The following is a 24,180-nucleotide window of genomic DNA, read 5'->3' as shown; positions in this document are numbered from 1 at the left end:
GTAGATCCTCCCGCACCAGGTCAACCGACTATCGGCCGGGGGCGGCCGCCCGTCGCTTGCCGCCCCGCCGGTAGGTGGAGACCGCGGGCGATCCGTCGATCCAGAACCGCCATGGCGTGTCCATCGCCATCGCGACGCCGACACGCGGCCCGGTGCGGATGTCCGCCTCGGGAACGCGTTCGCCGGTGAACAACCGGACGGGTGACGCGGGGTCGGTCAGGTCGACGCCGTTCTCGGCCCGGTCGATGCCGAGCACCGAGGTGAGGATCGCCGGCCCTTTGGCGAGCTCGCCGTTGCCGCGTGCCGACGGCCTGCGCGCCCTGGCGATGTCCGCGCCGGACACCACCTCACCGGCCCGCAGCAGCACGGCGCCCGGCTGCCCGTCTTCGGTGCCGACGACGTTCGCGCAGAAGTGCATGCCGTAGACGAAGTACACGTACAGGTGCCCCGCGGGCCCCCACATGACCGCGTTGCGCGGCGTCTTGCCGCGGTAGCAGTGCGACGCGGGGTCGTCGAGCCCCCGATAGGCCTCGACCTCCACCAGGCGGACGGCGACCGTGCCGTCGGGGCCGGTCGCCTCGATCACCGCGCCGAGCAGGAGCGTGGAGAGCTCCACCGGATCCAGCGCCAGCTCGCGCCGGGTGAACTGCCTGCCGGTCTCCACGTTCCGCACTCCCCTTTACCTCGCGTTCTCCCAGGCCGACCTTAACCGGCCAGGTATTGAGCGATCGCTCAAACATGCTCTACAGTGCTTTTGAGCGGACGCTCAAAACTGGAGGGGCGCCATGAGCCGAAGAGCGCTTTACGTCGAAACGGTGATCCGCACCGACCTCGACACGCTGTGGCGGTACACGCAGGACCCGCGGCTGCACGCACGGTGGGATCTCCGCTTCTCGCAGATCGAGCCGGTCGTGGGTTCGCCGGGACGGTTCCGGTACACGACCGAGTTCCTGGGGCTCGTCGTCAGCGGGACCGGAACACACGCCGGTGAGAGCACGCGGCCGGACGGCGGCCGGACGTCCGCGCTGCGCTTCGCCTCGGCGGATCCGCTGTCGCTCATCAAGACCGGATCGGGTTACTGGCGCTACACCCCGGTCGACGACGGCGTCCGGTTCGTCACCGGCTTCGACTACACCACTCGATGGGGTGTCTTCGGCAGGTTCGCCGACCTGCTGTTCCGGCCGCTCTTCGGCTGGATGACGGCCTGGTCGTTCGACAGGCTCCGCTTGTGGCTCGAGACCGGGGCACCACCGGAAGAACTCCCCTTGCTCTCCCCCTCGGCGAGACGCTGCCGCCGGAGCCCGCGGCCCGGCAAGGACGGCGTCGCGCCCCGCATCCTCGACACCCTGGAGCAGGCATGATCTTCCGAGAAGCGCTGGGCGCCGGCTTCGCGTCCTTGCATCCGCGGATGCGCGAACGGCTGTCGCTGAGTTCCGAGAACGGCGTCGGGATGATCGGCGTGGGCGTGATGGACGAGATCTGGCGCGGCGCCGCGTTCACGACGCCGTTCCTGCGGCTCGGCGCGTCGAGGCACATCCTGTTCCCCGAACGGGGCCGCAACGTCCCCTTCACCATCGAGAACTATCCGTACGTCGACTCGCTCGGCAGGGAGACGGTGTCGTTCGTCCGCACCTTCGAACTGCCGGAACGGCGACGCCGGTTCGACGCGCAGATGATCTACAGCCGCGATCGCGGGAAGATCGTCGACTACCTGGGCACACATCAGCACCTCGCCGTCGATCTCGACATGACGGTGCGGCCCGACGGCGGCTTCCGCATCCGGTCGGAGGAGTTCCGTATCCGCGAAGGCCCGCTTCGGTGTGTGGTGCCGCGATCCCTCGTCGGTGTGGCCGAGGTCGACGAGTGGTTCGACGAGGAGAGCGGGCTCTTCCGCATCGAGATCCGGGTGACGAACCGGCGGTTCGGGCCGCTGTTCGGCTACCGGGGCGCTTTCGAGGCACGGTTCGTCGATCTGCGGCCGGGGGTGAGCGGCGCGGTGAAGCCCCTGCGTGAGAAGGTCCTGGACTGATGAACGGGCCCAGCACGAAACAGCGGTTGATCGACGGAGCGCTGGAGACGATCCGCACCAGCGGGATCACCGCGGTTTCGGCCAGGACCGTCGCCGCGGCGGCGGGCACCAATCAGGCGCTGATCTTCTACCACTTCGGCAGTGTCGAGGAACTGATCGCGCAGGCCTGCGTGACGGCGACCGAAAGCCGCGTCGCCCACTTCCGTGACCGGTTCGCCGACGTGACCACGCTGGCCGAGCTTCTGGACCTCGGCCGGGTCATCCATGCGGAGGAACGCGCCGAAGGGAACATGACGGTCCTCGCCCAGGCGCTCGCCGGCGCGCAGGGCGGCGGACGGCTGGCCGAGGCGACGCGGCAGGCGCTGGACAACTGGGTGCGTGAAGTCCGGGTCACCCTCGACCGTGTACTGGCCGATTCGCCGGTGCTGGAGTTCGCGGAGACCGAGGGGCTCGCCCACGCGGTCTCCGCCGGTTTCCTCGGCCTGACGTTGTTCGAATCGGTGAATCCCGAGGGCAGCGAACAGGCATTGGCGGCGTTGGAGCAGCTTGCCGTCCTGGTCGACGTCTTCGAAGGGCTCGGCCCGGTCGCCACCCGCGCGGTGCGTGCGAAGCTCCGGAAGACCGCTAAACGATCTTGAAGCGCGTGAAGGCCCCCTTCCCTCGGCTGAGCCGAGGGAAGGGGGCCTTCACGCGAGAGGTCAGCTCAGCCAGGCGCGGTGTTCGGCGACCCGCGCGACCAGCCGGTCCCGCTGCTCGGCGACCCGCTCCGGAGCGGTACCGCCGCGAGCGTTGCGCGAACTCACCGAGCCCTCGACGGTCAGCACCTCGCGCACGGCGGGCGTCAAGGCCGGGTTGATCTTCTCGAACTCTTCGTCGGTCAGTTCGTCCAGGCCGACACCGCGGGCTTCGGCGACGCGGACGCTCTCCCCCGCCGCCTCGTGCGCGACACGGAACGGAACTCCCTGGCGCACCAGCCATTCGGCGATGTCCGTGGCGAGGGTGAACCCGGCGGGCGCCAGTTCGGCGAGCCGGTCGGTGTGGAAGGTCAGCGTCTCGAGCATGCCCGCGATCGCCGGGAACAGCAGTTCCAGCTGCTCGACGGAGTCGAAAACCGGTTCTTTGTCCTCCTGCAGGTCACGGTTGTACGCGAGCGGCTGCGCCTTGAGCGTCGCGAGCAGACCGGTCAGGTTGCCGATGAGCCGTCCGGCCTTGCCGCGGGTCAGCTCGGCGACGTCGGGGTTCTTCTTCTGCGGCATGATCGAACTGCCGGTCGCCCAGGCGTCGTCGAGGGTGACGTAGCCGAATTCGGCGGTGTTCCAGATGATCACCTCTTCGGCGATCCTGGACAGGTTGACCGCGAGCATCGCGACGTCGAAGGCGAACTCGGCGACGAAGTCCCGCGAGGCGGTGCCGTCGATGGAGTTCTCGACGCTGGTGTCGAAGCCCAGTTCCGCGGCGACGGCCTCCGGATCGAGACCGAGCGACGAACCCGCGAGCGCGCCGGAGCCATAGGGCGATTCGGCGGTGCGTGCGTCCCAGTCGCGCAGCCGGGTGACGTCGCGCAGCAGCGACTGGCCGTGCGCGAGCAGGTGGTGCGCTAGCAGGACAGGCTGGGCGTGCTGCAGGTGGGTGCGGCCGGGGAGGATCGCGTCCGGGTGCCGCTTCGCCTGCGAAACCAAGGCGTCCACGACACCGAGGGTGCCAGCGACCACCCGCCGGGCGGCGTCCCGCAGCCACATCCGAAACAGCGTCGCGACCTGGTCGTTTCGCGAACGGCCTGCCCGCAGCTTGCCGCCGAGTTCGGTGCCCGCCCGCTCCAGCAGACCGCGTTCGAGCGCGGTGTGGACGTCCTCGTCGGCGACGGTCGGGGTGAACGCGCCCGACTCGACGTCCCGCGCGAGGGTGTCCAGCGCGGCGAGCATGCCGGTCAGCTCGTCTTCGGTGAGCAGCCCCGCCTTCCGGAGCACTCGCGCGTGGGCCCGCGACCCGGCGATGTCGTACGGCGCCAGCCGCCAGTCGAAATGGGTCGACGCGCTCAGCGCCGCCATCGCCTCGGCCGGCCCGCTGGCGAACCGGCCGCCCCACAGCTGCACCGGCTGCTCATTCCCGCTCACAACACTCCTCGAATCCCTTGGTTCTCTTCAGGCGACTGACCGGTCGAAGGTAGCGCCTGCGGTGAAGTCGTACAGCGCGCGCTCGTCGCGCGCGGAGTTCACGACCGCGTTGCCGCGGTGCAGGACCAGCCGCACCTCGCCGGACACCCGCCCGGTACTGACCTTCTGCAGTTCCTCGTGCGCGGTGACCAGTGCGCTCGCGGCAGGCCCCTCGTAGATCTCGCGCCCTTTGAGCCCGAAGGCGCCGACACGCAGGTTCAGCTGCTGGAAGGCTTCCAGCAGCGTCACGGTCTCCCCGTCGATGGCCACCGGCACACCTTCGTCGAAGGTGATGACCAGCTTCTCCGGGTCATCCGGGAAGGCGAACCCGTCAGGCGTCACCTTCGGTCTCCTCACCGCCGTCCACTGTGGACGACCGTCGGGCCAGCGCCATGAAGCGCTCGGCCAGGTCTTTGCCGGACAGCGGTTCCCTCGCGATCACCGCGACCGTGTCGTCGCCGGCGATGGATCCGACGACCTCCTCCAGCGCCGCCCTGTCGATGGCGCTGGCCAGGAACTGCGCCGCGCCCGGCGGGGTGCGCAGCACCGTCAGGTTGCCCGACGAGTCCGCCGAAACGAGCAGTTCGGCGAGCAACCGCGAAAGCCGGGACGTGCCACCCTGCACCCCGCGTACCGGGCTGCCGTCCTCGGGGATGACATACACCGGCGCGCCGGAATCGGCACCCCGGAGCTTCACCGCGCCCAGTTCGTCGAGGTCCCGCGAAAGCGTCGCCTGCGTGACGTCGATACCTTCCGCCGCCAGGAGCTTCGCGAGCTCTGTCTGGCTGCGGATGGCCATCGTGGACACGAGTTCGGTGATCCGTGCCTGCCGGGTGACCCTGCTGCCGGTCATCGTCGCTTCTCTGTGCCAGTGCGGGACACCCACACCCGGTCGGCATGCGCGAGCGAGGCTTCGCCAGTGTGGCTCACGATGCCTCCTTGCCAAGCAGCCACACCAGCAGCGCCTTTTGCGCGTGCAGCCGGTTCTCGGCCTCGTCCCAGACCGCGCTGGCCGGTCCGTCGATGACCTCGTCGGTGATCTCCCAGCCGCGGTGCGCGGGCAGGCAGTGCAGCACGATCGCCTCGTCCGCGGCGCGGCGCATCAACGCCGCGTTGACCTGCAGCTCACGGAACGGGCCGACCCGGTCGAGACCGTCGTTCTCCTGTCCCATGGACGTCCAGGTGTCGGTGACGACGACGTCCGCGCCTTCGACGGCCGCGTACGGATCGGTGAAGACCGTGGTGCTGCCGCCGGTCTCCGTGGACCGGTGCTTCGCGTCGAGCATGACCTGCTGATCCGGCTGGAAGCCCTCCGGCGAGACGACGCGGACGTGCATCCCGGCCGTGGTCCCGCCCAGCAGCAGCGAATGCGCCATGTTGTTGGCGCCGTCGCCGAGGTACACCAGGGTCAGCCCGGCGAGCTTGCCCTTGCGCTCGCGGATGGTCATCAGGTCGGTGAGCACCTGGCACGGGTGGAACTCGTCGGTGAGCGCGTTGATCACCGGGATGCTCGCCGCCGAGGCCATCGCATCGATGCGCTTCTGGGCGAAGGTCCGCCAGACGATCGCGTCCAGGTACCGCGAAAGCACCCGTGAGGTGTCCTCGATGGTCTCTTCGCGGCCGAGCTGCATGGAGCGGCCGTCGACGATGACCGGGTTGCCGCCGAGCTGGGCGATGCCCACCTCGAACGAGAACCGGGTCCGGGTGGAGTTCTTCTCGAAGATCGCCGCGACGGATTTGCCCTCCAGCGCGCGGGAGCTCAGCGGCTCGGCCTTCAGCTGGTCGGCGAGGTCGAGGATCTCGGCCTGTTCGGCGGGGCTGAGATCGTCGTCACGGAGGAAGTTGCGGAGCATGCGTTTCGTCTCTGTCCTAGGTGGTGGTGGAATCGAGCGCCCCGGGAAGGGCTTCGAGGAATCCCGTGGCCTCTTCGGCGCTCAGGATCAGTGGCGGTGCCAGCCGGATGGTGTCGGGTGCGATCGGGTTGACCAGGTATCCCGCGTCCTGCGCGGCCTTGGCGACCGTCGACGAGACCGGTTCGCGCAACGTGATGCCGAGCAGCAGGCCCGCACCGCGGACCCCGGACACCAGCGGGTGGCCGAGCTCCTCCACCCGGGAGGCGATGTCCTTGCCCAGCGCGGAAACGTGGTCGTTCAGATTGTCCTTGGCGATGGTCTTGAGCACGGCGAGCCCGGCGGCGCAGCAGACCGGGTTACCGCCGAAGGTGGTGCCGTGCTGCCCCGGCTTCATCAGCTCCCCCGCCTCCCCGACGCCGATGACCGCGCCGATCGGGAGGCCGCCGCCGAGGCCCTTCGCCAGCGTGATGACGTCCGGCACGATGCCGGTGTGCTGGAAGGCGAACCACGCGCCGGTGCGGCCGATGCCGGTCTGTACCTCGTCGAGGACCAGCAGGGTCCCGGCCGCCTTGGTGATCTCCCGCGCGGCCTGGAGATAGCCGTCCGGCGCCGGGACGACGCCCGCCTCCCCGAGGATCGGTTCGAGGAACACCGCCGCGGTTTCGTCGTCCACAGCGGCGCGAAGCGCGTCGACGTCACCGTACGGAACGTGCGTGACGCCCGGGACCAGCGGCGCGAAGGCGTCCCGCTTCGACGGCTGGCCGGTCAGCGAGAGCGCGCCCATGGTGCGCCCGTGGAAGGCGCCCTCGCAGGCGACGATCTTGGTCCGGCCGGTGAGCCTGCTGATCTTCAGCGCGGCTTCGTTGGCCTCCGCGCCGGAGTTGACGAACAGCACCTTCGCGTTGCCTGACAGGCCGGCGACGTCCAGGAGGGTTTCGGCCAGTTCGACGGCGACCGGGTTCACGTAGAGGTTCGAGGTGTGCCCGAGTTTCGCGACCTGCTCGGTGACCGCGGCGACCACGGCGGGGTGCGCGTGGCCGAGCGCGTTCACCGCGATGCCGCCCAGCAGGTCGACGTACGGTTTGCCGTCGGCGTCCCAGACCTTCGCGCCTTCACCGCGGACCAAGGTCAGCGCCGGGGTGCCGTAGTTGTCCATGAGGGACGACTTCCAGTGCTCCTGGCCGTCTACATTGGACTTGTACGTGGTCACGGGAGCTCCGTTTCGGGGAAGACCATGGTACCGATACCGCGGGAGGTGAAGACCTCCAGCAAAACCGAATGGGCGATGCGGCCGTCGATCACGTGCGCCCGGCGGACGCCGCCGCGGATGGCGCGCACGCAGGCCTCCATCTTCGGGATCATGCCGCTGGCGAGGCCGGGCAGCAGCGTTTCGAGGCGGTCCACGCGGATCCGGTCGACCAGCGATCCGCGGTCCGGCCAGTTGGCGTAAAGACCCTCGACGTCGGTGAGGACGACGAGTTTCTCCGCGCCGAGCGCCGCGGCCAGCGCGCCGGCGGCGGTGTCGGCGTTGATGTTGTGCACGACGCCGTCGACGTCCGGGGCCACAGTGGACACCACCGGGATCCGGCCCGCGTTGACGATGTCGAGCACCGCGTCCGGGTTGACCTCGGAGACCTCGCCGACGAGCCCGATGTCGACCGGTTCACCGTCCACAGTGGCCTGTTTGCGCTCGGCGGTGAACAGCCGCGCGTCCTCGCCGGAGATGCCGACCGCGTACGGGCCGTGCGCGTTGATCAGGCCGACCAGCTCACGGCTGACCTGACCGGTCAGCACCATGCGGACGATGTCCATCGTCTCGGGGGTGGTGACGCGCAGGCCGCCCTTGAACTCGCCTTCGACGCCGAGCCGGTTGAGCATCGCGGTGATCTGCGGGCCACCGCCGTGCACCACCACCGGCCGCAGCCCGGCCATGCGCAGGAAGACCATGTCCTCGGCGAAGGCCTGCTTGAGGCTCTCGTCGATCATGGCGTTGCCGCCGTACTTGACCACGACGGTGGCGCCGTGGAAACGCTGCAGCCAGGGCAGGGCCTCGATGAGGATCGACGCCTTCTCGGCGGCGGTCGCGAGCCGTTCGTCCGCGGGGACGGTGGATTCGGAAGGGCTCATGAGGAGTACGCGCTGTTCTCTTCGACGTACGCGTGCGAGAGGTCGGTCGTGTAGATCGTCGCCCCGCCTTCGCCGAGACCGAGGTCGACGACGATCTGGATGTCCCGGCCCGAGAGGTCCGCTTCGGAGCGGTCCGCCGCCGTGGTGCCCTTGGCGAACAGGGTGACGCCGTTGATCGCGATGGCGACCTTCTCCGGGTCGATCTTCGCGGGCACCCGGCCCAGCGCCATGGCGATACGGCCCCAGTTCGGATCCGAACCGAACAGCGCGGTCTTGACCAGGTTGTCCTCGGCGATCGTCCGGCCGACGGCGATGGCGTCCGCCTCGCTCGCCGCGCCGGTGACCGTGACGTCGACATACTTGGTCGCGCCTTCGGAGTCCGCGCGCAGTTGCAGCACGAGGTCGAGACTGACGGCGGTGAGGAGCTCGGTCAGTTCGGCCTCGGTCGGTTCGACGCCGCTGGCGCCGGACGCGAGGACGAGCACCGTGTCGTTGGTGGAGGTCCCGCCGTCGACGTCGAGCCTGTCGAAGGTCACGCCGGTGGCGGCGCGCAGGGCCTTGTCCAGGACTTCCGGCGTGACGACCGCGTCGGTGGTGAGGACCGACAGCATCGTCGCGAGGTTCGGGGCGAGCATGCCCGCGCCCTTGGCGAACCCGCCGACGCTCCAGCCGCTGTCGTGCTTCGCGACCGCCTGCTTCGGCTTGGTGTCGGTGGTCATGACCGCGGTGGCCGCGGCGAGATCGGCCTCGGCACCGGTGCCGAGGCTTTCGAAGGCGGTGTCCACGCCGGAAAGCAGCGCGTCCATCGGCAGCCGCTCGCCGATCAGGCCGGTCGAGCAGACCGCGACCTCGATCGCACCGGCTTCGAGGAGTTCGGCGACCTTCTCCGCGGTCTTGTGGGTGTCCTGGAAACCGCCGGGGCCGGTGGCGGCGTTCGCGCCGCCGGAGTTGAGGACGACGGCCTTGAGCCGCTGCTGCTTGAGCACCTCCTGCGACCACAGCACGGGCGCGGCCTTGATCACGTTGCGCGTGAACACACCGGCCGCGACCTGGAGCGGCCCGTCGTTGACGACGAGCGTGAGATCGAGCTTGCCCTCGGCCTTGATCCCGGCGGCGACGCCCGCGGCACGGAATCCCTTCGGCTGGGTGACGGTCACGGAGCGACTCCTACGGTCGGTAGTCCGGTGGTTTCCGGGAGGCCCAGTGCGATGTTCATCGACTGGACGGCACCTCCGGCGGTGCCCTTGGTCAGGTTGTCGATGGCCGCGACCACGATCAGGCGCCGGGTGTCGGCGTCGACGGTGACCTGCAGCTGGACGTTGTTCGAGCCGACGACCGAAGCCGAGGACGGCCACTGGCCCGCGGGCAACAGCTGGACGAACGGCTCGGTGGCGTACGCCTTTTCGTAGACCTCGCGGGCGCCGTCGGCGTCGAGGTCGGTCTTCAGCGGGGCGCTCGCGGTGGTGAGGATGCCGCGCGGCATCGGGGCGAGCACGGGGGTGAACGAGACCTTGACCCGCTCACCCGACACCGCGGAAAGGTTCTGCGCGAACTCGGGGGTGTGGCGGTGGGCACCGCCGACGCCGTACGCGGTGGCCGAACCCATCACCTCGGAACCGAGGAGGTTCGGCTTCAGGCTCTTGCCCGCGCCCGAGGTCCCGGTGACGGCCACGACGTTGACCTCCGGCTCGACCAGGCCCGCGGCGAGCGCCGGGGCGAGGGCGATCGAACCGCCGGTCGGGAAGCAGCCGGGGACCGCGATGCGTTTGGTCCCGGCGAGGCGCTCGCGGGCGCCGGGGAGCTCGGGGAGCCCGTACGGCCATTGCCCCGCGTGGTCGCCGCCGTACCAGCGCTGCCAGTCGGCCGCGTCCGAGAGGCGGTGGTCCGCGCCGAGGTCGATCACCAGGACGTCCGGGCCCAGCTGCGCGGCGATCGCGCCGGAGTGGCCGTGCGGCAGGGCGAGGAAGACGACATCGTGCCCGGCCAGGGTCTCCGGGGTCGTCTCCAGCAGGACACGGTCGGCCAGTGGCGCGAGGTGCGGTTGATGCTGGACGAGCGGGGTCCCCGCGGAACTGGCCGCGGTGAGCGCGCCGATCTGGACTTCGGGATGGGTCAGCAGCAGGCGCAGGAGTTCGCCGCCCGCGTACCCGCTGGCTCCGGCCACCGCGATCTTCACCGTCATACGCATGATTATGCACTCCCATGCAAGTTCAATCAAACAAAGTCGTGTGGCTCACCCGATACGGGACTCGGTACCGGCATCCTTGATCGCATGACCGACACGCCCGCCCGGCTGCTGAGCCTGCTGTCACTCCTGCAAACCCCTCGCGAGTGGCCTGGCAGCGAGCTCGCCGAGCGACTGGAGGTCAGTCCGCGGACCATCCGGCGCGACATCGACCGCTTGCGTGAGCTCGGTTACCCCGTCGAGGCGTCGCGAGGTTCCGAAGGCGGCTACCGGCTGGGCGCCGGCACGGCGATGCCCCCGCTGCTGCTCGACGACGAGGAGGCCGTCGCGATCGCGGTCGGTCTCCGGAGCGCCGCCGGCCAGGCGATCTCGGGAATCGAGGAGTCTTCGGTGCGGGCGCTGGCCAAACTCGAGCAGGTGCTGCCGTCGCGGCTGCGGTACCGCGTCGGCGCGCTGGGCGCCGCGACCGTGCCCATCCCGGGCGCCGGAGCCGCGGTGGACCCGGAACACCTCACGGTCTTCGCGGGCGCGATCGCCAACACCGAACGGACCCGGTTCGGCTATCGCACCGGCGACGGGACCGAATCCCGGCGGCACGTGGAACCGCACCGGCTCGTCTCCGCCGGACGCCGGTGGTACCTGCTCGGCTACGACCTCGACCGGGACGACTGGCGGATCTTCCGCGCGGACCGGATCTCGGAACCGCGGGCGACCGGTGGCCGGGCGACACCGAGACAGCCACCCGCGAAGGACGTGGCGGCCTATGTCACCGACAAGATGTACAGCCTCCTTCCCACCTACAGCGCACGCGTGACCCTGCACGCGCCGATCGGCCAGGTCTCCCCCGCGATCGGCGAGGGATCCGGCGAGCTGGAACCGATCGACGACGAGAGCTGCGTTCTCCACGCGGGCACGGACACCCTCGACTGGCTCGCGTTCCGGATCCTCGGGCTCGGCTGTGAATTCACCGTGCACGAACCGCCGGAACTGATCACTCATCTCCGGGGGATGGCGGACAGGGCTCAGCGCGGAACGCGGTCCACAGTGGACTGACGGCGGTCGCGAGGACGCACCGCCCTCGCGACCGCCACGGTTCAACCGAGTTCACCTACCTCTCGTCTGCTCGGCGGGATCGGGAGGTACGCGCCCCGGCGCTCCGGGTCGCAGCCGACCCTGGGCAGCCGGGCACGGATCCCGCCCGGTGTCCGCTCGAACCGCCGTGCGATCTCCTCGACGCTTTCCCCGGCAAGCCAACGGCTTTCCAGTTCCGCGTCCAGCTCGTCGGACCACGGCGAGCCCTGATGGGCGGGGCGGTCCGCCGATCTTCGGCGGCCGTTCCTTCCGTTGCCCCGCCCGGCGAACGCCAGGAGGGTGTCGGAAAGGACGGTCGCCAAGGCCGGTACGGCTTCGGCGTCGATGTCGAGCCTGCCTTCGGCGACAGGCTCCTCCTGCGGTCCGGCTCCGCCGACCATGACGGTCACCCAGCGGTCTTCTCCGGCCGCGCCGCCACCCTCGCGGGCGGCGACCTCGATGCGATAAACGGTGTCCTGCACGCGGATCTCGGTCCGGTGCTCTTCGACGATGGTCATGCCGGGGACGCTAACGGGCGGCGCCGACAGTTTTCCGGCGCGGCGAGAGGATTCGATGCGTGAGCGGAACTTTCATCGCATTCGGGGGCGAGAGGGTGCCGGTCACGCACTATCGGCCACCCCTGTTGCCGCACCTAAGTGATCGTGACCGCGGTCAGCCGCGAGTTAGCTTTGCGCACAGACCGGTACGGATCGACGATTTTCGGGGAGGAAACATGAAAACCACAGCGCGTCGGATGTCGCTTTTCGTGACGATGCTCGTGCTCACGATCGGGACCGTCTTCGCCACGCCCGCCTCGGCGGGGACGACGGGTTCCACCACCGCGCAGGCCACCTGCACCGGAGCGGATTCCTGCTGGTTCACCTGGGGTCGTATCCAGGCGGGCGACTGCACGATGGACAACGCGAAGTGGACGCTCAGACGCAACGGCAGCGCTTCGTTCGAAGCGACGATCGTCAGCAGCGACAGCAACGACGCGTGGTTGATGTGGGTGAACACCCTGGACAGCAACGGAATCGTCCTCGGACCCATCCATCACGGCGGTGACACCAAGTTCGTCAAGGGCACCGTCAAGAACGTGTGGCACTGGTGGTTCGCCGAGGGGTCGTTCGACGCCGGGTTCTTCGACCGCATCCACAGCATGCGGATCACGAGCCACTGCTAAGGGGTGCGCGGGGCGGCTGCTCAGTGTTCCCAATGTCCTCGACGGCCATGTCGCGAAAGCCACTTTGGGGACGTCTGATGTCCCGAAAGTGGCTTTCGCGACACGCCCTCGGCAGGTCGGGCGAACCATCCACGACCACCGCCGCCGCACGTTGCGAAAGCCACGTTCGCAACGTTGAAGGTTGCGAAAGTGGCTTTCGCAACCACGCCGAGGAGCATCAGAGCAAAGAAACGCCCCGGTCCGAAATCCGGACCGGGGCGTTCTCTGGCGAGAATCAGAAAGGCAGCGCCTGGGCCAGCGCCTCCTTCTTCACTTCGGTGACCGCGGAAGGCACGTCGGACTTGGCCGCCGCCGACGCACCGGCGGGAACCGGCGCCGGGACCGGCGAGCACTGCACGTCCGAGCCGTTGCCCGGCTTGCGCACCGGCAGCTTCCCGGTCAGCAGGTAGTCCGCGATCCTGTCGTCCACACAGGACACACCGGACAGCGAACCCGAGTGCGTCGTGCCGCCCGGCGCGCTGATCAGGCTGGAGTTCGGGTAGCGCTTGCGGACCTCGAGGCTGCCGGGGTACGGCGTCGCGGCGTCGTTCTCCTCGCTGATCAGCAGGATGCCGGGGACCTTGCTCCCGTCGATCTCCACCGGCTTGCCCGGCTTCGCGGGCCAGTCGAGGCACGGCGCGTTGAACCAGGCGTTGCCCCAGGTTTCGAACGGCGCCCGGAAGTGCGTGACCCAGTTGTCGAACTTCCAGCGGGGCCAGCTCTGCGGCCACGCCACGTCGGTGCACTGCACGGCCACGTACACCGCGTAGCCGTTGTCCTGGCCAGGCGGGTTGGAGCTGTCGTACAGGCCCTTCAGGGTCTGCCAGTCACCCTTGTGCACCCAGCCGGCGAACGCGTTCGCGATGTCTTCCCAGCCGAACACGTAGTAGCCGGCCTGAAGGAAGATGTCCGTCCACTCGGACCCGCCGATGACACCGCCCGCGGGCTTGTCGTACAGCTTCTTCTGCTCGGCGTACCACAGCTTTTCGACCGCGGCCGCGGTCTTGCCGAGGTGGTAGACGTCGTCGTACTTCGCGATCCAGCCGAAGTAGGTCTTGATGTTCTTGTCGAAGGCGATGTCCTGGTTCAGGTTCGCCTTGTACCAGACGTCGCGGGGGTCGACGGTGCCGTCGAACACCATCCGCCGCACGTTCTGCGGGAACAGCGTGCTGTAGACCTGCCCGAGGTAAGTGCCGTAGGAGAAGCCGTAGTAGTTGATCTGCTTCTCGCCCAGCGCCTTGCGCAGGCTGTCGACGTCCTTCGCCACATCGATGGTCTTGATGTGGTCGAGGATCGCGCCGTTCTTGGCGCACGCCTTCGCGTAGCCCTTCGCCTTCTCACGCCACGCCGTCTCGATGGCGCGCGTGGTCGGCACGTATTGCGGGCGGTTGTAGGAGGCGTAATTGCCGTCGCAGGTCAGCGACGGCTTGCTCTCCCCCACGCCGCGCGGGTCGAAGCCGATCCAGTCGTACTCCTCCCCCGCCTTCTTGGGGACGGCCCTGCCGAGGGTCGAGAGGCCGAGGCCGGAGCCGCCCGGTCCGCCCGGGTTGACCAGCATGACGCCCTGCGACTTGGCGGCCTTGTGCTTCACACGCGAGACGGCGATCGAGATCTTCTCGCCGCCGGGTTTCGCGTAGTCCAACGGGACCTCGAGGAAACCGCATTCCGCGCCGGCCTTGACCAGGCTCGGGCGCGTGCAGGCTCCCCAGGAGATGGGCTTCGGATCGAAGTCCGACGCCGAGGCGGCCGTGGCGGAGGGAGCGAGCGCCATCGTGCCGGCGCCGATCCCCGCGACCGCCAGGGCGGCAACGAATTTCTTCACTGTGTTCCTTTTCGTCCGCGTTCGACCCGGTCGGGCCGAAGCTACCGAGAACCGGCTTCAATCTCGCTGACCGACACGTCGGCCGCCATCCCTCTTTAGTCGGTATCCGCGCCTCGATCCGGGCATATCCGTCTTGTCGGTCCCCTGTCGTACGCTCGCGGCGCCCACTGGGGAAAGGAGAACGCGTGGACGAGGTGAAAAGCCTGGTTTCGGCGGTTCGCAACGGTTTGGCCGGGCTGGCCGATCCGGAGAAGGCTCCGGCGATGCGGGCGTACATGAAGTCGGAGATGCCGTTCCTCGGGGTGGCGTCCCCGCCTCGGACGGCCTTGCTGAAGCGGGTTTACGCCGAGCATCCGCTACCCGATCGAGTGAGTTTTTCGACGGCCGTTCTCACCTTGTGGCGCGAAGCGGAATTCCGTGAAGAGCGCTACGCGGCGATCGCCCTGTCCGGCCATCGTGCCTACGCCCGCTGGCAGGACGGCGATCTGCTCGGTCTCTACGAGGAGATGATCGTGACGGGCGCCTGGTGGGACTACGTGGACGAAGTCGCGATCCGCCGGGTCGGGCCGATCCTGCGGGCGGAGCCGGAGACGGTGACCACGCTGATGCTGACCTGGGCCTACGACGAGGACAGGTGGCGTCGCCGCACTTCGGTCATCTGCCAGATCGGCGCCAAGGGCGGAACGGACACCGACCTGCTCACCCGTGCCGTCGAAGCCAACATCGACGACAAGGACTTCTTCCTGCGCAAAGGGATCGGCTGGGCCCTGCGCGAGTACGCGAAGACCGAGCCGGACTGGGTGCGCGCCTTCGTCACCGCGCATCCGGCACTGTCCACTTTGTCCAGAAGGGAGGCGCTCAAGCATCTCGGAGGTTGAGCACCGGCCTGGGGACGAGGGCGATGAGATCCTCGATCACCCCGCCGAGTTCGGGCATCAGCACTCGGAGCTCCTTGAGATCGTGAAGCAGCTCCAAGCGCGTTTCCTGGGGCACGCCCTTCTCGAGAAGTGCCTTGAGATCACGGGTCATTTCGTCCTCGCGCCCGAGCACGAGGAGGTAGAACAGCGGCTGGAGCTGGACGTCCCAGTCGAAGGCGCCGGTCGCGATCCGGGCGTTGGCCCTGTCGAGGCCTTCGTTCAGCGCGCGGCGGGCTTCCTCAGTTCGCCCGGTCTTCAGCCAGACGAGCGTGAGGAGGTTGTGCGCCCAGCCGAATTCCGGTGCCAGCGGAGCCAGAAGCGCCTCCGCCTCGTCGGTCTCCCCCGCGAACAGCAAGGCCTCCCCGAGGTTTTCGCGGTATTCGGTGTCCTCCGGATCCGAGGCGACCAGTTCGCGCAGCTCCCGGATGGCCTCCCCGTACTCACCGGCCCGGCGGCGGATCTCCGCGCGAAGGGCACGGGCGCTCTCGTCATGCCCTGCTTCCAGCGCGCTTTCCGCATCGGCCAACGCGCCTTCCTGATCACCGAAAAGAAGGCGGTGCCGGGCGCGCCGGTACAGGGCGTACCCGCCGTCCTGTCCCAGCCGTACTCCTTCGTCCAGTGCCGCCCGGGCTTCGTCATGCCGGTCGAGGTCGCCGAGGATGTCACCGCGGGTGGTGTGGAAGAAGGCCATCTCCGGATTCGCCGCGACGGCGACGTCGATGTCGGCGAGGGCCGCCGGGGAATCACCGGAGCGCTGATGGGCCAGCGCACGCCAGGTGTGTGCCCATTCGTTGCCGGGGTCGAGTTCGATGGCGCGGCTCAAGGAGTTCACCGCGGCGCTGTTGTCCTTGAACCTGCTGAGCATCACCCCCCGCTGAAGATGGTTCTCGGCGTCGTCGGGGGCCAGCTCGATGGCCCGTTCGAAGTCGGCGAGTGCCGTGCGGTGCTCGTCCAGACCGTGGTGCGCCTGGCCGCGCATGTAGTACGCCCACTCGTAGTCCGGGTCGATCCGCAGCGCGGCGGTGAAACCGTCGACGGCGAGCCGGTACCGCTCACCGCGGTGGTGGAACGCGGCCCGGAGCGCGTGCGCCCTGGCGCTGCCTGGATCCGCCGCGACGATCGCGTCGAAGGCCGCCGACGCGGCATCCGCGTCTTCCGTCCGCTCCAGGAACAACGCCAGCTCGGTCAGGTAGTAGACGTCTTTGGGGCGGAGGGCGGCGGCCGCGCGGTGACCGGCGAGCGCTTCGGCGTCGTCTCCCAGCTCGGCGAACAGCGTGGCCCGGTAGTGGACGGCCCAGGCGTAGTCGGGGTCGAGCCGGATCGCGATGTCGATCTCGTCGATCGCCTTCCGGATGTCGCCGCGTTTGAAGTGCACCTCGCTCCGGATGGAGTAGGCCCACCTGTGGTCGGGCTGGAGCCGGACGGCTTCGTCGAGATCCGCCATCGCACCGTCGAGGTCGCCGAGTTCGGCACGGGCGGAACCACGTCCGCGCCATGAATAGGCGTAGCCGGGGTCGAGCTCGATCGCCCGGTTCAGATCCGACAGCGCCCGTTCCCAGTCACCCTCGTTGCGGAACAGGTTGCCCCGATCGCTCCACGGGTAAGGATCGGCGGGGTTCAGATCGAGAGCCCGGTCGAGATCCCGTGTCGCCGCGGCGATGTCGTCCTGTGCTTCGTGAGCCCAGGCGCGCCGCCGGATCACCGTCGAAAGCCGCGCGGCGTCGAGTTCGCCGGCGCCGGCGAGCAGGTCGAGCACCGGGATCTCCCGCGGGCCGTCGCCGTCGCCGATCGCGGCGGTCAGCCGTTGGCCCCAGCCCAGCACCGAGGGCGCGTCCGCGTCGGCACCCGCCTGCTCCATCATGCGCGCCCAAGCTCGTGCGGGCGCGGTACCGCTGGTGATCATCTCGGCCGCGCCGAGCAGCGCGTCCGGCAGGGCGTCGGCCGGGGCACCACAAAGCCGGTGATAGGTCTGTTCGAGCTTCCTCTTCTGCCAGCGCTCGTCACTCCAGGCGTCGCGGTGGTGGCTCAGGCCGAGTTCGGCGCACCGGCCTTCGTAGTACTCGCTGAGCTTGAGGTGACGTTCGGCGAACTCGGCGGGCGACCGGCCGCGTTCCATGCGCACCATCGGGCCGCGGACGACCGGGTGATAGCGCACCGGGAGCTCACGGCGCCCGACGAACGGCAGTTCCCGCAGCCAGCGGAAGATCTCGCCCGCGCTCTCCTTGCCGGTCAGCACGCCGATGACGTCTTCGTCCAGGAATCGTGGCAGGGACGCCGTGGCCGCGATGTCCTTCCTGGCCTTTTCGGGAACCCAATGCAGGAACCGCTTGACCGCGTCGTCGCTCGGGTCGCCGACGGCGTCGGCCTCGGCGGGGTTCCCGCGAGCCAGCATGGCGACCAGCACGGGCAGGCCGTCCGTCAGCCGGAGCACGATCTCGACGACCTTCTCGTCGGTGATCCCGTGTTCGGCGAGCAGGCGGCGTGCCTCCGGCTCGGTGAACGGCCGGAGTTCGATCTCGCGCACCAGCGGCGCGTGCCGATTCCATTTCGCCTCGTCCAGCGGGAGCTGGCCCGCGACGGTGAACACCAGGTTCTGCGGGAGATCGCCGTACAGCCCGCCGAACAGGTCGAGCAGCCACGTCTCCAGCACCGGCGCGGTGCGCTCGAAGGTGTCGAAGAACAGCGCGATCTGCCGGTTCTCCGGAATACGCCACAGATCCTCGACGAACGGTTTGGTCAGCTCCTCCGCCGGTTCCAGGAGAAGCTGGACATCGGCCTTCCGCTTGAACTTCGCGGCGAGGTAGACCTGGAGCTGCTCCAGCTGTTTCGCCGTCGCGTCCGCGTCGATGGCGTCGGCGGCGATACTCCCGCCCGGAAGGGTTTTCGCGACCCCGAGCCCGGCCTTGACCACGGTCTTCGTCACCAGTTCGCGCCCGGCGGCCGGAGCCTGCGGATCGCGGTGAAGCCGTTCCCTCGCCTTGAGATAGGACTCGTAGCGTTTCTCGAAGCGGCGCATCTCGTACCCGCCGCGAGCGAGGTCCTTCGCCAGTTTGACCAAGGTCGCGGGCAGATCCTGCTGCCGGTCGTCGGCGAAACCGACGGCGGCACGAGTTTCCTCGGCGATACCGCGAAGCTGATCGAGAAGGAAGGACTTGCCGACCCCCGCGAGACCGTGCACCGAGAACAGGTACCGGCGGCGCCGGTCGTCCCCCGGCAGCCCCAGATTGACCCGGAAGTCCTCGCGTTCCCCGACCCTGCCGACGAAACCGTCGCTCAACCGGGCGCGCGCGATGTCTTGGATACTGGACCGACCGTCTGGACGTGACACAGGTCCTCACTTTGCCACACCTGGAGCGCGTGAAGGCCCCGTTTCCCTCGGCTGAGTCGAGGGAAACGGGGCCTTCACAGGACTACAGGTCAGGCGCGCAGGCTCGCACCGAAGCGTTCACCCGCGACCGCGACGGCGGCGTCGCGGGCTTTGGTGGCCTCGTCGACGGTCAGCGTGCGATCCGCTGCGCGGAACCGCAGCTTGTACGCCACCGAGCGCTTGCCCTCGCCCAGCTGCTCACCCTGGTACGAGTCGAACAGCGTGATGTCTTCGAGCAGTTCGCCCGCGCCTTCGCGCAACGCCTCGGCCAGGTCGGCCGACGGGACGCTCGCCTCGGCTACGAGGGCGACGTCGAGCAGCACCGGCGGGTACGCCGAGATCTGCGGAGCCGGACGGCCGTCCGGGATCGGGATCGCGTCCAGGTCGAGTTCCATCGCGACGGTGCGCGGCGGCAGCCCGAGCGCCTCGACGACCTTCGGGTGCAGCTCACCGGCGTAACCGATGGGCCACTGCCCCACCCGCAGCTGTGCGCAGCGGCCGGGGTGCCACGGCGGCTGATCCGCGGCGGCCGTGGTCAGCTCGACGCCGGCGGCCTGCGCCACCAGCCGCGCGGCCTGCACCGCGTCGGCCCAGTTCGCCTGCTCGCCCGCACCCCACCAGCCTGCCCGGGCACGCTGGCCCGCGAGCACGACGGCGACGTGCTGCGGCTGCGGCGGGACCGCCGCCTCCAGCACCGCGAGCTCCTCGTCGGTCGGGCGCCGGTCCACCCCGAGCGAAGGCATCGGGATCGGGTTCGGCCCGGGCAGCACGACCTGTCCGATGTGGAACAGCGAGACGTCCTTGAAACCACGGGAAATGTTGCGCTGCAGGATCTCCAGCAGCCCCGGCAGCAAGGTGCTCGCCATCCGGTCCTTGTCCGACTCCAGCGGGTTGCGGACCTTCACGGTGCTGCGGCGGACGTCGTCCTCGGGCAACCCGAACGCGTCCCAGACCGAGTCCGAGATGAACGGGAAGGGCAGCACCTCAACGTAGCCGTTCTCCGCCAGCGCACGCGCGACCGACCGGCGACGACGCTGCGTGTCGGTGAGACCGCGGCCGGCCGGGGCTTCGGGCAGCACCGACGGGATGCTGTCGTAGCCCTCCAGCCGGAGCACCTCCTCGACCAGGTCGGCGGGCTGCACCAGGTCACCGCGCCAGCTCGGCGGGACGGCGGTCACCAGCGCGGTGCCGTCCTCGGAGGTGCCCACGTTGACCTTGCAGCCGATCTGCGAGAGCCGCTTGACGGTGACACCACGCTCGTAACGCACCCCTGCCACCTGGTCGGGGAGGCTGATCGGCATGGTGACCGGCGGGTTCGGCTCGACGCCGCCCTCGTCGGTGCGGCCGGGCAGGATCGAACCCTCGCCGTACTGACGCAACAGGCGCGCGGCGAGCTCGACGGCCACCGCGCACAGCTGCGGGTCGGTGTAGCGCTCGAACCGTTTGGCCGCCTCGGAGAACAGCTTGTGACGGCGGGCCGTCCTGCTGATCGACGACGGGTCCCAGTGCGCCGCTTCGAGCAGCACGTCGGTGCTCTCCGGCGTGATCTCGGTCGACGCGCCACCCATCGTGCCCGCGAGCGAGATGACGCCGCTGTCGTCGGCGATCACCACGTCGTCCGCGTCGAGCGTGCGCTCGACATCGTCCAAAGTGGTCAGTTTCTCGCCCGGCTTCGCCTTGCGCACCACCAGATCGCCCTTGACCGAACCGGTCGCGAAGGCGTGCAGCGGATGCCCGAGCTCGAGCATGACGTAGTTGGTCACGTCGACCGCGAGCGAGATCGAGCGGATACCCGCCAGCATCAGGCGGCGGCGCATCCACCACGGCGTCGGCGCGGTCGCGTCGAGGTTCTTGACCCGGCGCAGCACGAACCGCTTGCAGCCCTCGGTGTCTTCGAGGTGCACCGGCCAGGCGTCACTCTCGGCCTCGGGGACCTCGATGGACGCCGGGTCGCCGAACGGGACGTCGAGCGCGTTGGACAGCTCGCGGGCCAGGCCGCGGACCGACAGGGTGTACCCGCGGTCCGGGGTCGGCGTCACCTCGAGGACGGTGTCTTCGAGGCCGAGCAGCTTGTTCGCGTCCTCGCCGGGGCTGGCCGTGCTCGGCGGCAGCACCAGGATGCCGGAGTGGTCGTCGCCGATACCGAGCTCGCTCGCGGAGCAGATCATGCCGTCGCTGAGGCGGCCGTAGGTCTTGCGCGACCCGATCTCGAAACCGCCGGGCAGCACGGTGCCGGGCAGCGCGACGACGACCAGGTCGCCCTCGGCGAAGTTCGAGGCACCGCAGATGATCCCGCGGGTCTTGATCCCCGTGGGCCCCTCGTCCTCGAAAGGACCTTCGTCGTCGTCCTCGTCTTCGTCGAGGTTCTCGTCGGGCTTGTCGGTGTCGTCGTCCGATTCGCCGACGTCGACCCGGCAGAACCGGACCGGCTTCTTGAACTCGGTGAGCTCCTCGATCTCGGCGACCCGGCCGACCACGAGCGGGCCGGTGACCGGTTCGAGCTTCCGGACGTCGTCGACCTCGATGCCGATGCGCACGAAGGCGTCGGCCAGATCCTGGGCCGTGACCTCCTCGTCGACGTCGAGGTGTTCGGTCAGCCAGCTGGCTGGGACCTTCACTCAGGCCTCCGTTCCGAAGGGCAGGGTGAACCTGATGTCGCCCTCCACCATGTCGCGCATGTCCGGGATTCCGTTGCGGAACTGCAGGGTGCGCTCGATACCCATGCCGAAGGCGAAGCCCGAGTAGACCTCGGGGTCGACGCCGCAGGCACGCAGGACGTTGGGGTTGACCATGCCGCAGCCACCCCATTCGACCCAGCCGGGGCCGCCCTTCTTCTCCTCGAACCAGACGTCGACCTCGGCCGACGGTTCGGTGAACGGGAAGAAGTGCGGGCGCAGACGGGTCTTCGAGTTACCGCCGAACATCGCGCGGGCGAAGGCGTCGAGGGTGCCCTTGAGGTGCGCCATCGTCAGGCCCTTGTCCACCGCGAGGCCTTCGACCTGGGAGAACACCGGGGTGTGCGTGGCGTCCAGCTCGTCGGTCCGGTAGGTGCGGCCGGGGCAGACGACGTACACGGGAAGGTCGCGGTGCAGCAGCGTTCGTGCCTGCACCGGCGAGGTGTGCGTCCGCAGCACCAGGCCGGAGTCCTCCTCGCCGAGGTAGAACGTGTCCTGCAGCTGGCGCGCGGGGTGGTCCTTGCCGAAGTTCAGCGCGTCGAAGTTGAACCACTCGGCTTCGAGTTCCGGTCCGTCGGCGACCTCGTAGCCCATCGCGACGAACGCGTCGGCGATCCGGTCCGACAGGGTCGCGATCGGGTGCCGGGCGCCACGGGGCACGCGATCCCACGGGAGCGTGACGTCGACGGCCTCCTCGCGGAGCACCTTCTCGTCACGTTCGGCCTGGAGCACGGCCCGGCGCGCGTCGAAGGCGGCCTGGATGCCCTGGCGCGCTTCGTTGACCCGCTTGCCGGCCTCGGCCTTCTCCTGCTTCGGCAGTGCGCCGATCTCGCGGCGGGCGAGCAGCAGCGGAGACTGGTCCCCGAGGTGGGCGGGTTTGACCGCGGCCAGCGCGTCGAGATCCGCCGCGGCGGCGAAATCGGTCTCGGCCTGTTTGACGGCGGCCGTCAACGTTTCCGGCGCGAGCGTTCCCGCCTGGGGGTCCTGCTTGTCGTTGGCTTCGGACATAACTCCTCGGCGTCCGCTGGGACTGGTCCGGTGCACGCGAGCGCACACATGGGTTTAGCAGCTGCTGAATTCTATGGGACAGCGAACGGCGGCCCCCGATCACCCTCGGGCTGGGCACACCGTCACTCGGAAGTGCGAAAAACGCGCTCTACGCCGTAAACAAGGTGCTGGAACGAACACTGCGTTCCATGAGAGCTCCCTTGGTGTCGTGCTGCGACGGCGTGCTGCCCACGACTCTACGTGGTGACAGCCCGCGAGGCCATCGCATTCGTGTACACGCAGATCGCGGCGGCCGTCGCGAGGTTGAGACTCTCCGCGCGGCCGTACATCGGGATCTTGACCGCGAGATCGACCGTCTCCAGTACCGCCTGCGGCAGTCCGTGCGCCTCGTTGCCGAAGACCCACGCGGTGGGCTCGTCGAAGGTCACCTGGTCGAGCTCGGTGTCGGCGTAGCCATGCGCGCCGAAGGTGCGGAGTCCGGCGGCGGAGCAGGCCTTCAAGGCCGCGTCGACGTCCCGGATCCGGGTGATGGCGGGGTGGAACAGGCTGCCGGCGGCCGCGCGGACGCATTTGCCGTTGTGCGGGTCGACGCTGTCGCCGGCGAGGACGACCGCGTCGGCGCCGGCGGCGTCCGCGACCCTGATCACGGTGCCCGCGTTACCGGGGTCCGCGACGTCGACGAGGACGATGACGAGCTTCGCGCCCGGCTTCAGGACGGTCTCTTGTGGACGGTCGACGAGCGCGCAGACCGCGACGATGCCTTGCGGCGTCACGGTCTCGGACAGCCCGTCGGCGGCGCGATCGGTGATCGGCGAGACGGGGACGCCCGCCTCGCGCGCGGCGGCGAGCAGACCCTCGTGCTGCGCGGCGGCGCGTTCGGTGACGAACAGCTCGTACACCGTGCCGCCGTGTTCGAGCGCGGCTTCGACCGCGTTCGCGCCTTCGGCCAGGAACCGGCCGGTCTTCTCGCGCTCGGCCCGGCGGGTGAGCTTGCGCGCAGCAACGACCCGGGGCGTCCGTTCGGTGAACGGAGCCGCCCCGGGTCGTGGAAGAGCGCTGTGGCCGGTCAGGCCGACTTCTTCTCTTCGGTGTTGACGTTCGCCTTGGCCAGCTCGGCCAGCGCGGTGAAGGCGGCGGCGTCGTTGACGGCGAGGTCCGCGAGGATCTTGCGGTCGACCTCGACACCCGCGGCCTTGAGGCCCTGGATGAACCGGTTGTAGGTGACGCCGTTGGCGCGGGCCGCCGCGTTGATGCGGGTGATCCACAGCTGGCGGAAGTCACCCTTGCGGGCGCGACGGTCCCGGTAGGCGTAGTTCAGCGAGTGAAGCGTCTGCTCCTTCGCCTTGCGGTACAGCCGCGAACGCTGGCCGCGGTAGCCGCTGGCGAGCTCGAGAGTCGCGCGACGCTTCTTCTGGGCGTTGACAGCCCTCTTGACGCGTGCCACTGGGGTCCATCCTGTCGATCTGGGGGCGCGCTGGCGCGCCCGGCGTTTACAAAGTGCGGGGTGTCAGCGGCCGAGAAGGCGCTTGACGCGGCCGACGTCGTTCTTGGCGATCTCGGTCGTGCCTTCGAGGCGACGGGTGAGCCTGTTGGACTTCTTCTCCATCAGGTGGCGGCGGCCGGCCTTCTGGCGGCGCAGCTTGCCCGAGCCCGTGACGCGGACACGCTTGGACGTCCCGCTGTGCGTCTTCATCTTCGGCATTACGTTGTCCTCTTCCGTGCGGCGGCACACCGGTTTTGCCCGGTGTGCC

At 69.2% G+C, this 24,180-nt stretch carries 23 protein-coding genes; 6 read left to right on the top strand and 17 right to left on the bottom strand.

Annotated features, from left to right (window positions below):
* Nucleotides 1–28 precede the first annotated feature (28 nt).
* A complete protein-coding gene (locus tag NQK81_RS41610) occupies nt 29–664 on the bottom strand; it encodes a DNA-3-methyladenine glycosylase (RefSeq protein ID WP_199749945.1) in 636 nt (211 codons plus the stop codon).
* A 121-nt stretch (nt 665–785) separates the two neighbouring features.
* On the opposite strand from NQK81_RS41610, the gene NQK81_RS41605 reads away from it, so the two are divergent.
* The 3 genes from NQK81_RS41605 to NQK81_RS41595 are packed head-to-tail and all read left to right on the top strand — an operon-like array spanning nt 786 to nt 2,667.
* The gene (locus tag NQK81_RS41605; protein ID WP_257485870.1) at nt 786–1,361 is read left to right on the top strand and encodes an SRPBCC family protein; all 576 of its coding nucleotides are present in this window, start codon (nt 786–788) and stop codon (nt 1,359–1,361) included.
* Nucleotides 1,358–2,029: a DUF4166 domain-containing protein gene (locus NQK81_RS41600; protein ID WP_257485869.1), complete on the top strand. Its 672-nt coding sequence runs from the start codon at nt 1,358–1,360 to the stop codon at nt 2,027–2,029. Before NQK81_RS41605 ends, NQK81_RS41600 begins: the two co-directional genes overlap by 4 nt.
* Entirely contained in the window at nt 2,029–2,667 is a 639-nt protein-coding gene (locus NQK81_RS41595) for a TetR/AcrR family transcriptional regulator (protein ID WP_126734037.1), read from the top strand. Before NQK81_RS41600 ends, NQK81_RS41595 begins: the two co-directional genes overlap by 1 nt.
* A 60-nt stretch (nt 2,668–2,727) precedes the next feature.
* On the opposite strand, the gene argH is transcribed toward NQK81_RS41595, so the two are convergent.
* The 8 genes from argH to argC all read right to left on the bottom strand — a co-directional run bounded on the left by argH (nt 2,728) and on the right by argC (nt 10,344).
* On the bottom strand, nt 2,728–4,143 hold the full coding sequence (gene argH / locus NQK81_RS41590) for an argininosuccinate lyase (RefSeq protein ID WP_257485868.1): 1,416 nt from the start codon (nt 4,141–4,143) through the stop codon (nt 2,728–2,730).
* Between the two features lie 27 nt (nt 4,144–4,170).
* Nucleotides 4,171–4,524, bottom strand: a complete 354-nt coding sequence (locus NQK81_RS41585; protein WP_257485867.1) for an adenine nucleotide alpha hydrolase family protein — start codon at nt 4,522–4,524, stop codon at nt 4,171–4,173.
* Nucleotides 4,514–5,035 (bottom strand): arginine repressor, encoded by a 522-nt coding sequence (locus tag NQK81_RS41580; RefSeq protein ID WP_034321647.1) that lies wholly within the window; start codon nt 5,033–5,035, stop codon nt 4,514–4,516. The genes NQK81_RS41585 and NQK81_RS41580 overlap by 11 nt, the downstream gene beginning before the upstream one ends.
* Nucleotides 5,036–5,108: 73 nt before the next feature.
* Nucleotides 5,109–6,035, bottom strand: a complete 927-nt coding sequence (argF, locus tag NQK81_RS41575; RefSeq protein ID WP_126734040.1) for an ornithine carbamoyltransferase — start codon at nt 6,033–6,035, stop codon at nt 5,109–5,111.
* A 16-nt stretch (nt 6,036–6,051) separates the two neighbouring features.
* Entirely contained in the window at nt 6,052–7,191 is a 1,140-nt protein-coding gene (locus NQK81_RS41570) for an acetylornithine transaminase (protein ID WP_257489947.1), read from the bottom strand.
* A gap of 50 nt (nt 7,192–7,241) precedes the next feature.
* On the bottom strand, nt 7,242–8,162 hold the full coding sequence (argB, locus tag NQK81_RS41565; protein WP_257485866.1) for an acetylglutamate kinase: 921 nt from the start codon (nt 8,160–8,162) through the stop codon (nt 7,242–7,244).
* Nucleotides 8,159–9,319, bottom strand: a complete 1,161-nt coding sequence (gene argJ, locus NQK81_RS41560; protein ID WP_126734042.1) for a bifunctional glutamate N-acetyltransferase/amino-acid acetyltransferase ArgJ — start codon at nt 9,317–9,319, stop codon at nt 8,159–8,161. The genes argB and argJ overlap by 4 nt, the downstream gene beginning before the upstream one ends.
* Nucleotides 9,316–10,344: an N-acetyl-gamma-glutamyl-phosphate reductase gene (gene argC / locus NQK81_RS41555; protein WP_257485865.1), complete on the bottom strand. Its 1,029-nt coding sequence runs from the start codon at nt 10,342–10,344 to the stop codon at nt 9,316–9,318. The genes argJ and argC overlap by 4 nt, the downstream gene beginning before the upstream one ends.
* 90 nt (nt 10,345–10,434) lie before the next feature.
* On the opposite strand from argC, the gene NQK81_RS41550 reads away from it, so the two are divergent.
* Nucleotides 10,435–11,400 carry a helix-turn-helix transcriptional regulator gene (locus NQK81_RS41550; protein WP_257485864.1) on the top strand — a complete coding sequence of 322 codons (966 nt, stop codon included), beginning with the start codon at nt 10,435–10,437 and terminating at the stop codon, nt 11,398–11,400.
* Nucleotides 11,401–11,441: 41 nt separating this feature from the next.
* On the opposite strand, the gene NQK81_RS41545 is transcribed toward NQK81_RS41550, so the two are convergent.
* Nucleotides 11,442–11,936: a helix-turn-helix domain containing protein gene (locus NQK81_RS41545; protein WP_126734045.1), complete on the bottom strand. Its 495-nt coding sequence runs from the start codon at nt 11,934–11,936 to the stop codon at nt 11,442–11,444.
* Nucleotides 11,937–12,151: 215 nt separating this feature from the next.
* Here NQK81_RS41545 and NQK81_RS41540 point away from each other — a divergent pair, with 215 nt between their 5' ends.
* Complete coding sequence (locus NQK81_RS41540; RefSeq protein ID WP_257485863.1) at nt 12,152–12,601, top strand: DUF6294 family protein; 450 nt, start codon at nt 12,152–12,154, stop codon at nt 12,599–12,601.
* Nucleotides 12,602–12,875: 274 nt separating this feature from the next.
* On the opposite strand, the gene NQK81_RS41535 is transcribed toward NQK81_RS41540, so the two are convergent.
* Nucleotides 12,876–14,462, bottom strand: coding sequence for an alpha/beta hydrolase (locus tag NQK81_RS41535; protein WP_257485862.1), 1,587 nt, complete (start codon nt 14,460–14,462; stop codon nt 12,876–12,878).
* A gap of 185 nt (nt 14,463–14,647) precedes the next feature.
* Here NQK81_RS41535 and NQK81_RS41530 point away from each other — a divergent pair, with 185 nt between their 5' ends.
* Nucleotides 14,648–15,340 carry a DNA alkylation repair protein gene (locus tag NQK81_RS41530; protein ID WP_257485861.1) on the top strand — a complete coding sequence of 231 codons (693 nt, stop codon included), beginning with the start codon at nt 14,648–14,650 and terminating at the stop codon, nt 15,338–15,340.
* On the opposite strand, the gene NQK81_RS41525 is transcribed toward NQK81_RS41530, so the two are convergent.
* From NQK81_RS41525 to rpmI, 6 genes are all read right to left on the bottom strand, one after another.
* Nucleotides 15,321–18,707: a tetratricopeptide repeat protein gene (locus tag NQK81_RS41525; RefSeq protein WP_257485860.1), complete on the bottom strand. Its 3,387-nt coding sequence runs from the start codon at nt 18,705–18,707 to the stop codon at nt 15,321–15,323. The genes NQK81_RS41530 and NQK81_RS41525 overlap by 20 nt on opposite strands.
* Nucleotides 18,708–18,796: 89 nt before the next feature.
* A complete protein-coding gene (pheT, locus tag NQK81_RS41520) occupies nt 18,797–21,364 on the bottom strand; it encodes a phenylalanine--tRNA ligase subunit beta (protein ID WP_257485859.1) in 2,568 nt (855 codons plus the stop codon).
* Nucleotides 21,365–22,429, bottom strand: a complete 1,065-nt coding sequence (gene pheS / locus NQK81_RS41515) for a phenylalanine--tRNA ligase subunit alpha (protein ID WP_126734051.1) — start codon at nt 22,427–22,429, stop codon at nt 21,365–21,367.
* Between the two features lie 236 nt (nt 22,430–22,665).
* Complete coding sequence (locus NQK81_RS41510) at nt 22,666–23,499, bottom strand: TrmH family RNA methyltransferase (RefSeq protein WP_371878932.1); 834 nt, start codon at nt 23,497–23,499, stop codon at nt 22,666–22,668.
* Nucleotides 23,496–23,873 (bottom strand): 50S ribosomal protein L20, encoded by a 378-nt coding sequence (gene rplT / locus NQK81_RS41505; RefSeq protein WP_005163284.1) that lies wholly within the window; start codon nt 23,871–23,873, stop codon nt 23,496–23,498. Before rplT ends, NQK81_RS41510 begins: the two co-directional genes overlap by 4 nt.
* A 63-nt stretch (nt 23,874–23,936) precedes the next feature.
* Complete coding sequence (gene rpmI / locus NQK81_RS41500) at nt 23,937–24,131, bottom strand: 50S ribosomal protein L35 (protein ID WP_007028043.1); 195 nt, start codon at nt 24,129–24,131, stop codon at nt 23,937–23,939.
* Nucleotides 24,132–24,180 lie beyond the last annotated feature (49 nt).

It is taken from the genome of Amycolatopsis roodepoortensis, assembly GCF_024628825.1.
Classification (GTDB): Bacteria; Actinomycetota; Actinomycetes; order Mycobacteriales; family Pseudonocardiaceae; genus Amycolatopsis; species Amycolatopsis roodepoortensis.
The sequence above is the reverse complement of the archived record's forward strand: the minus strand, read 5'-3'. Positions and strand labels throughout refer to the sequence as shown.

Bases quoted from the DNA above. Each gene is read 5' to 3' on its own strand.
- NQK81_RS41595 (WP_126734037.1), top strand. From the start codon at position 2,029: ATGAACGGGCCCAGCACGAAACAGCGGTTGATCGACGGAGCGCTGGAG.
- argF (WP_126734040.1), bottom strand. From the start codon at position 6,035: ATGCTCCGCAACTTCCTCCGTGACGACGATCTCAGCCCCGCCGAACAG.
- argC (WP_257485865.1), bottom strand. From the start codon at position 10,344: ATGACGGTGAAGATCGCGGTGGCCGGAGCCAGCGGGTACGCGGGCGGC.
- NQK81_RS41570 (WP_257489947.1), bottom strand. From the start codon at position 7,191: ATGGACAACTACGGCACCCCGGCGCTGACCTTGGTCCGCGGTGAAGGC.
- NQK81_RS41605 (WP_257485870.1), top strand. From the start codon at position 786: ATGAGCCGAAGAGCGCTTTACGTCGAAACGGTGATCCGCACCGACCTC.
- NQK81_RS41545 (WP_126734045.1), bottom strand. From the start codon at position 11,936: ATGACCATCGTCGAAGAGCACCGGACCGAGATCCGCGTGCAGGACACC.
- rpmI (WP_007028043.1), bottom strand. From the start codon at position 24,131: ATGCCGAAGATGAAGACGCACAGCGGGACGTCCAAGCGTGTCCGCGTC.
- NQK81_RS41550 (WP_257485864.1), top strand. From the start codon at position 10,435: ATGACCGACACGCCCGCCCGGCTGCTGAGCCTGCTGTCACTCCTGCAA.
- NQK81_RS41580 (WP_034321647.1), bottom strand. From the start codon at position 5,035: ATGACCGGCAGCAGGGTCACCCGGCAGGCACGGATCACCGAACTCGTG.
- pheS (WP_126734051.1), bottom strand. From the start codon at position 22,429: ATGTCCGAAGCCAACGACAAGCAGGACCCCCAGGCGGGAACGCTCGCG.
- NQK81_RS41540 (WP_257485863.1), top strand. From the start codon at position 12,152: ATGAAAACCACAGCGCGTCGGATGTCGCTTTTCGTGACGATGCTCGTG.
- argB (WP_257485866.1), bottom strand. From the start codon at position 8,162: ATGAGCCCTTCCGAATCCACCGTCCCCGCGGACGAACGGCTCGCGACC.
- NQK81_RS41600 (WP_257485869.1), top strand. From the start codon at position 1,358: ATGATCTTCCGAGAAGCGCTGGGCGCCGGCTTCGCGTCCTTGCATCCG.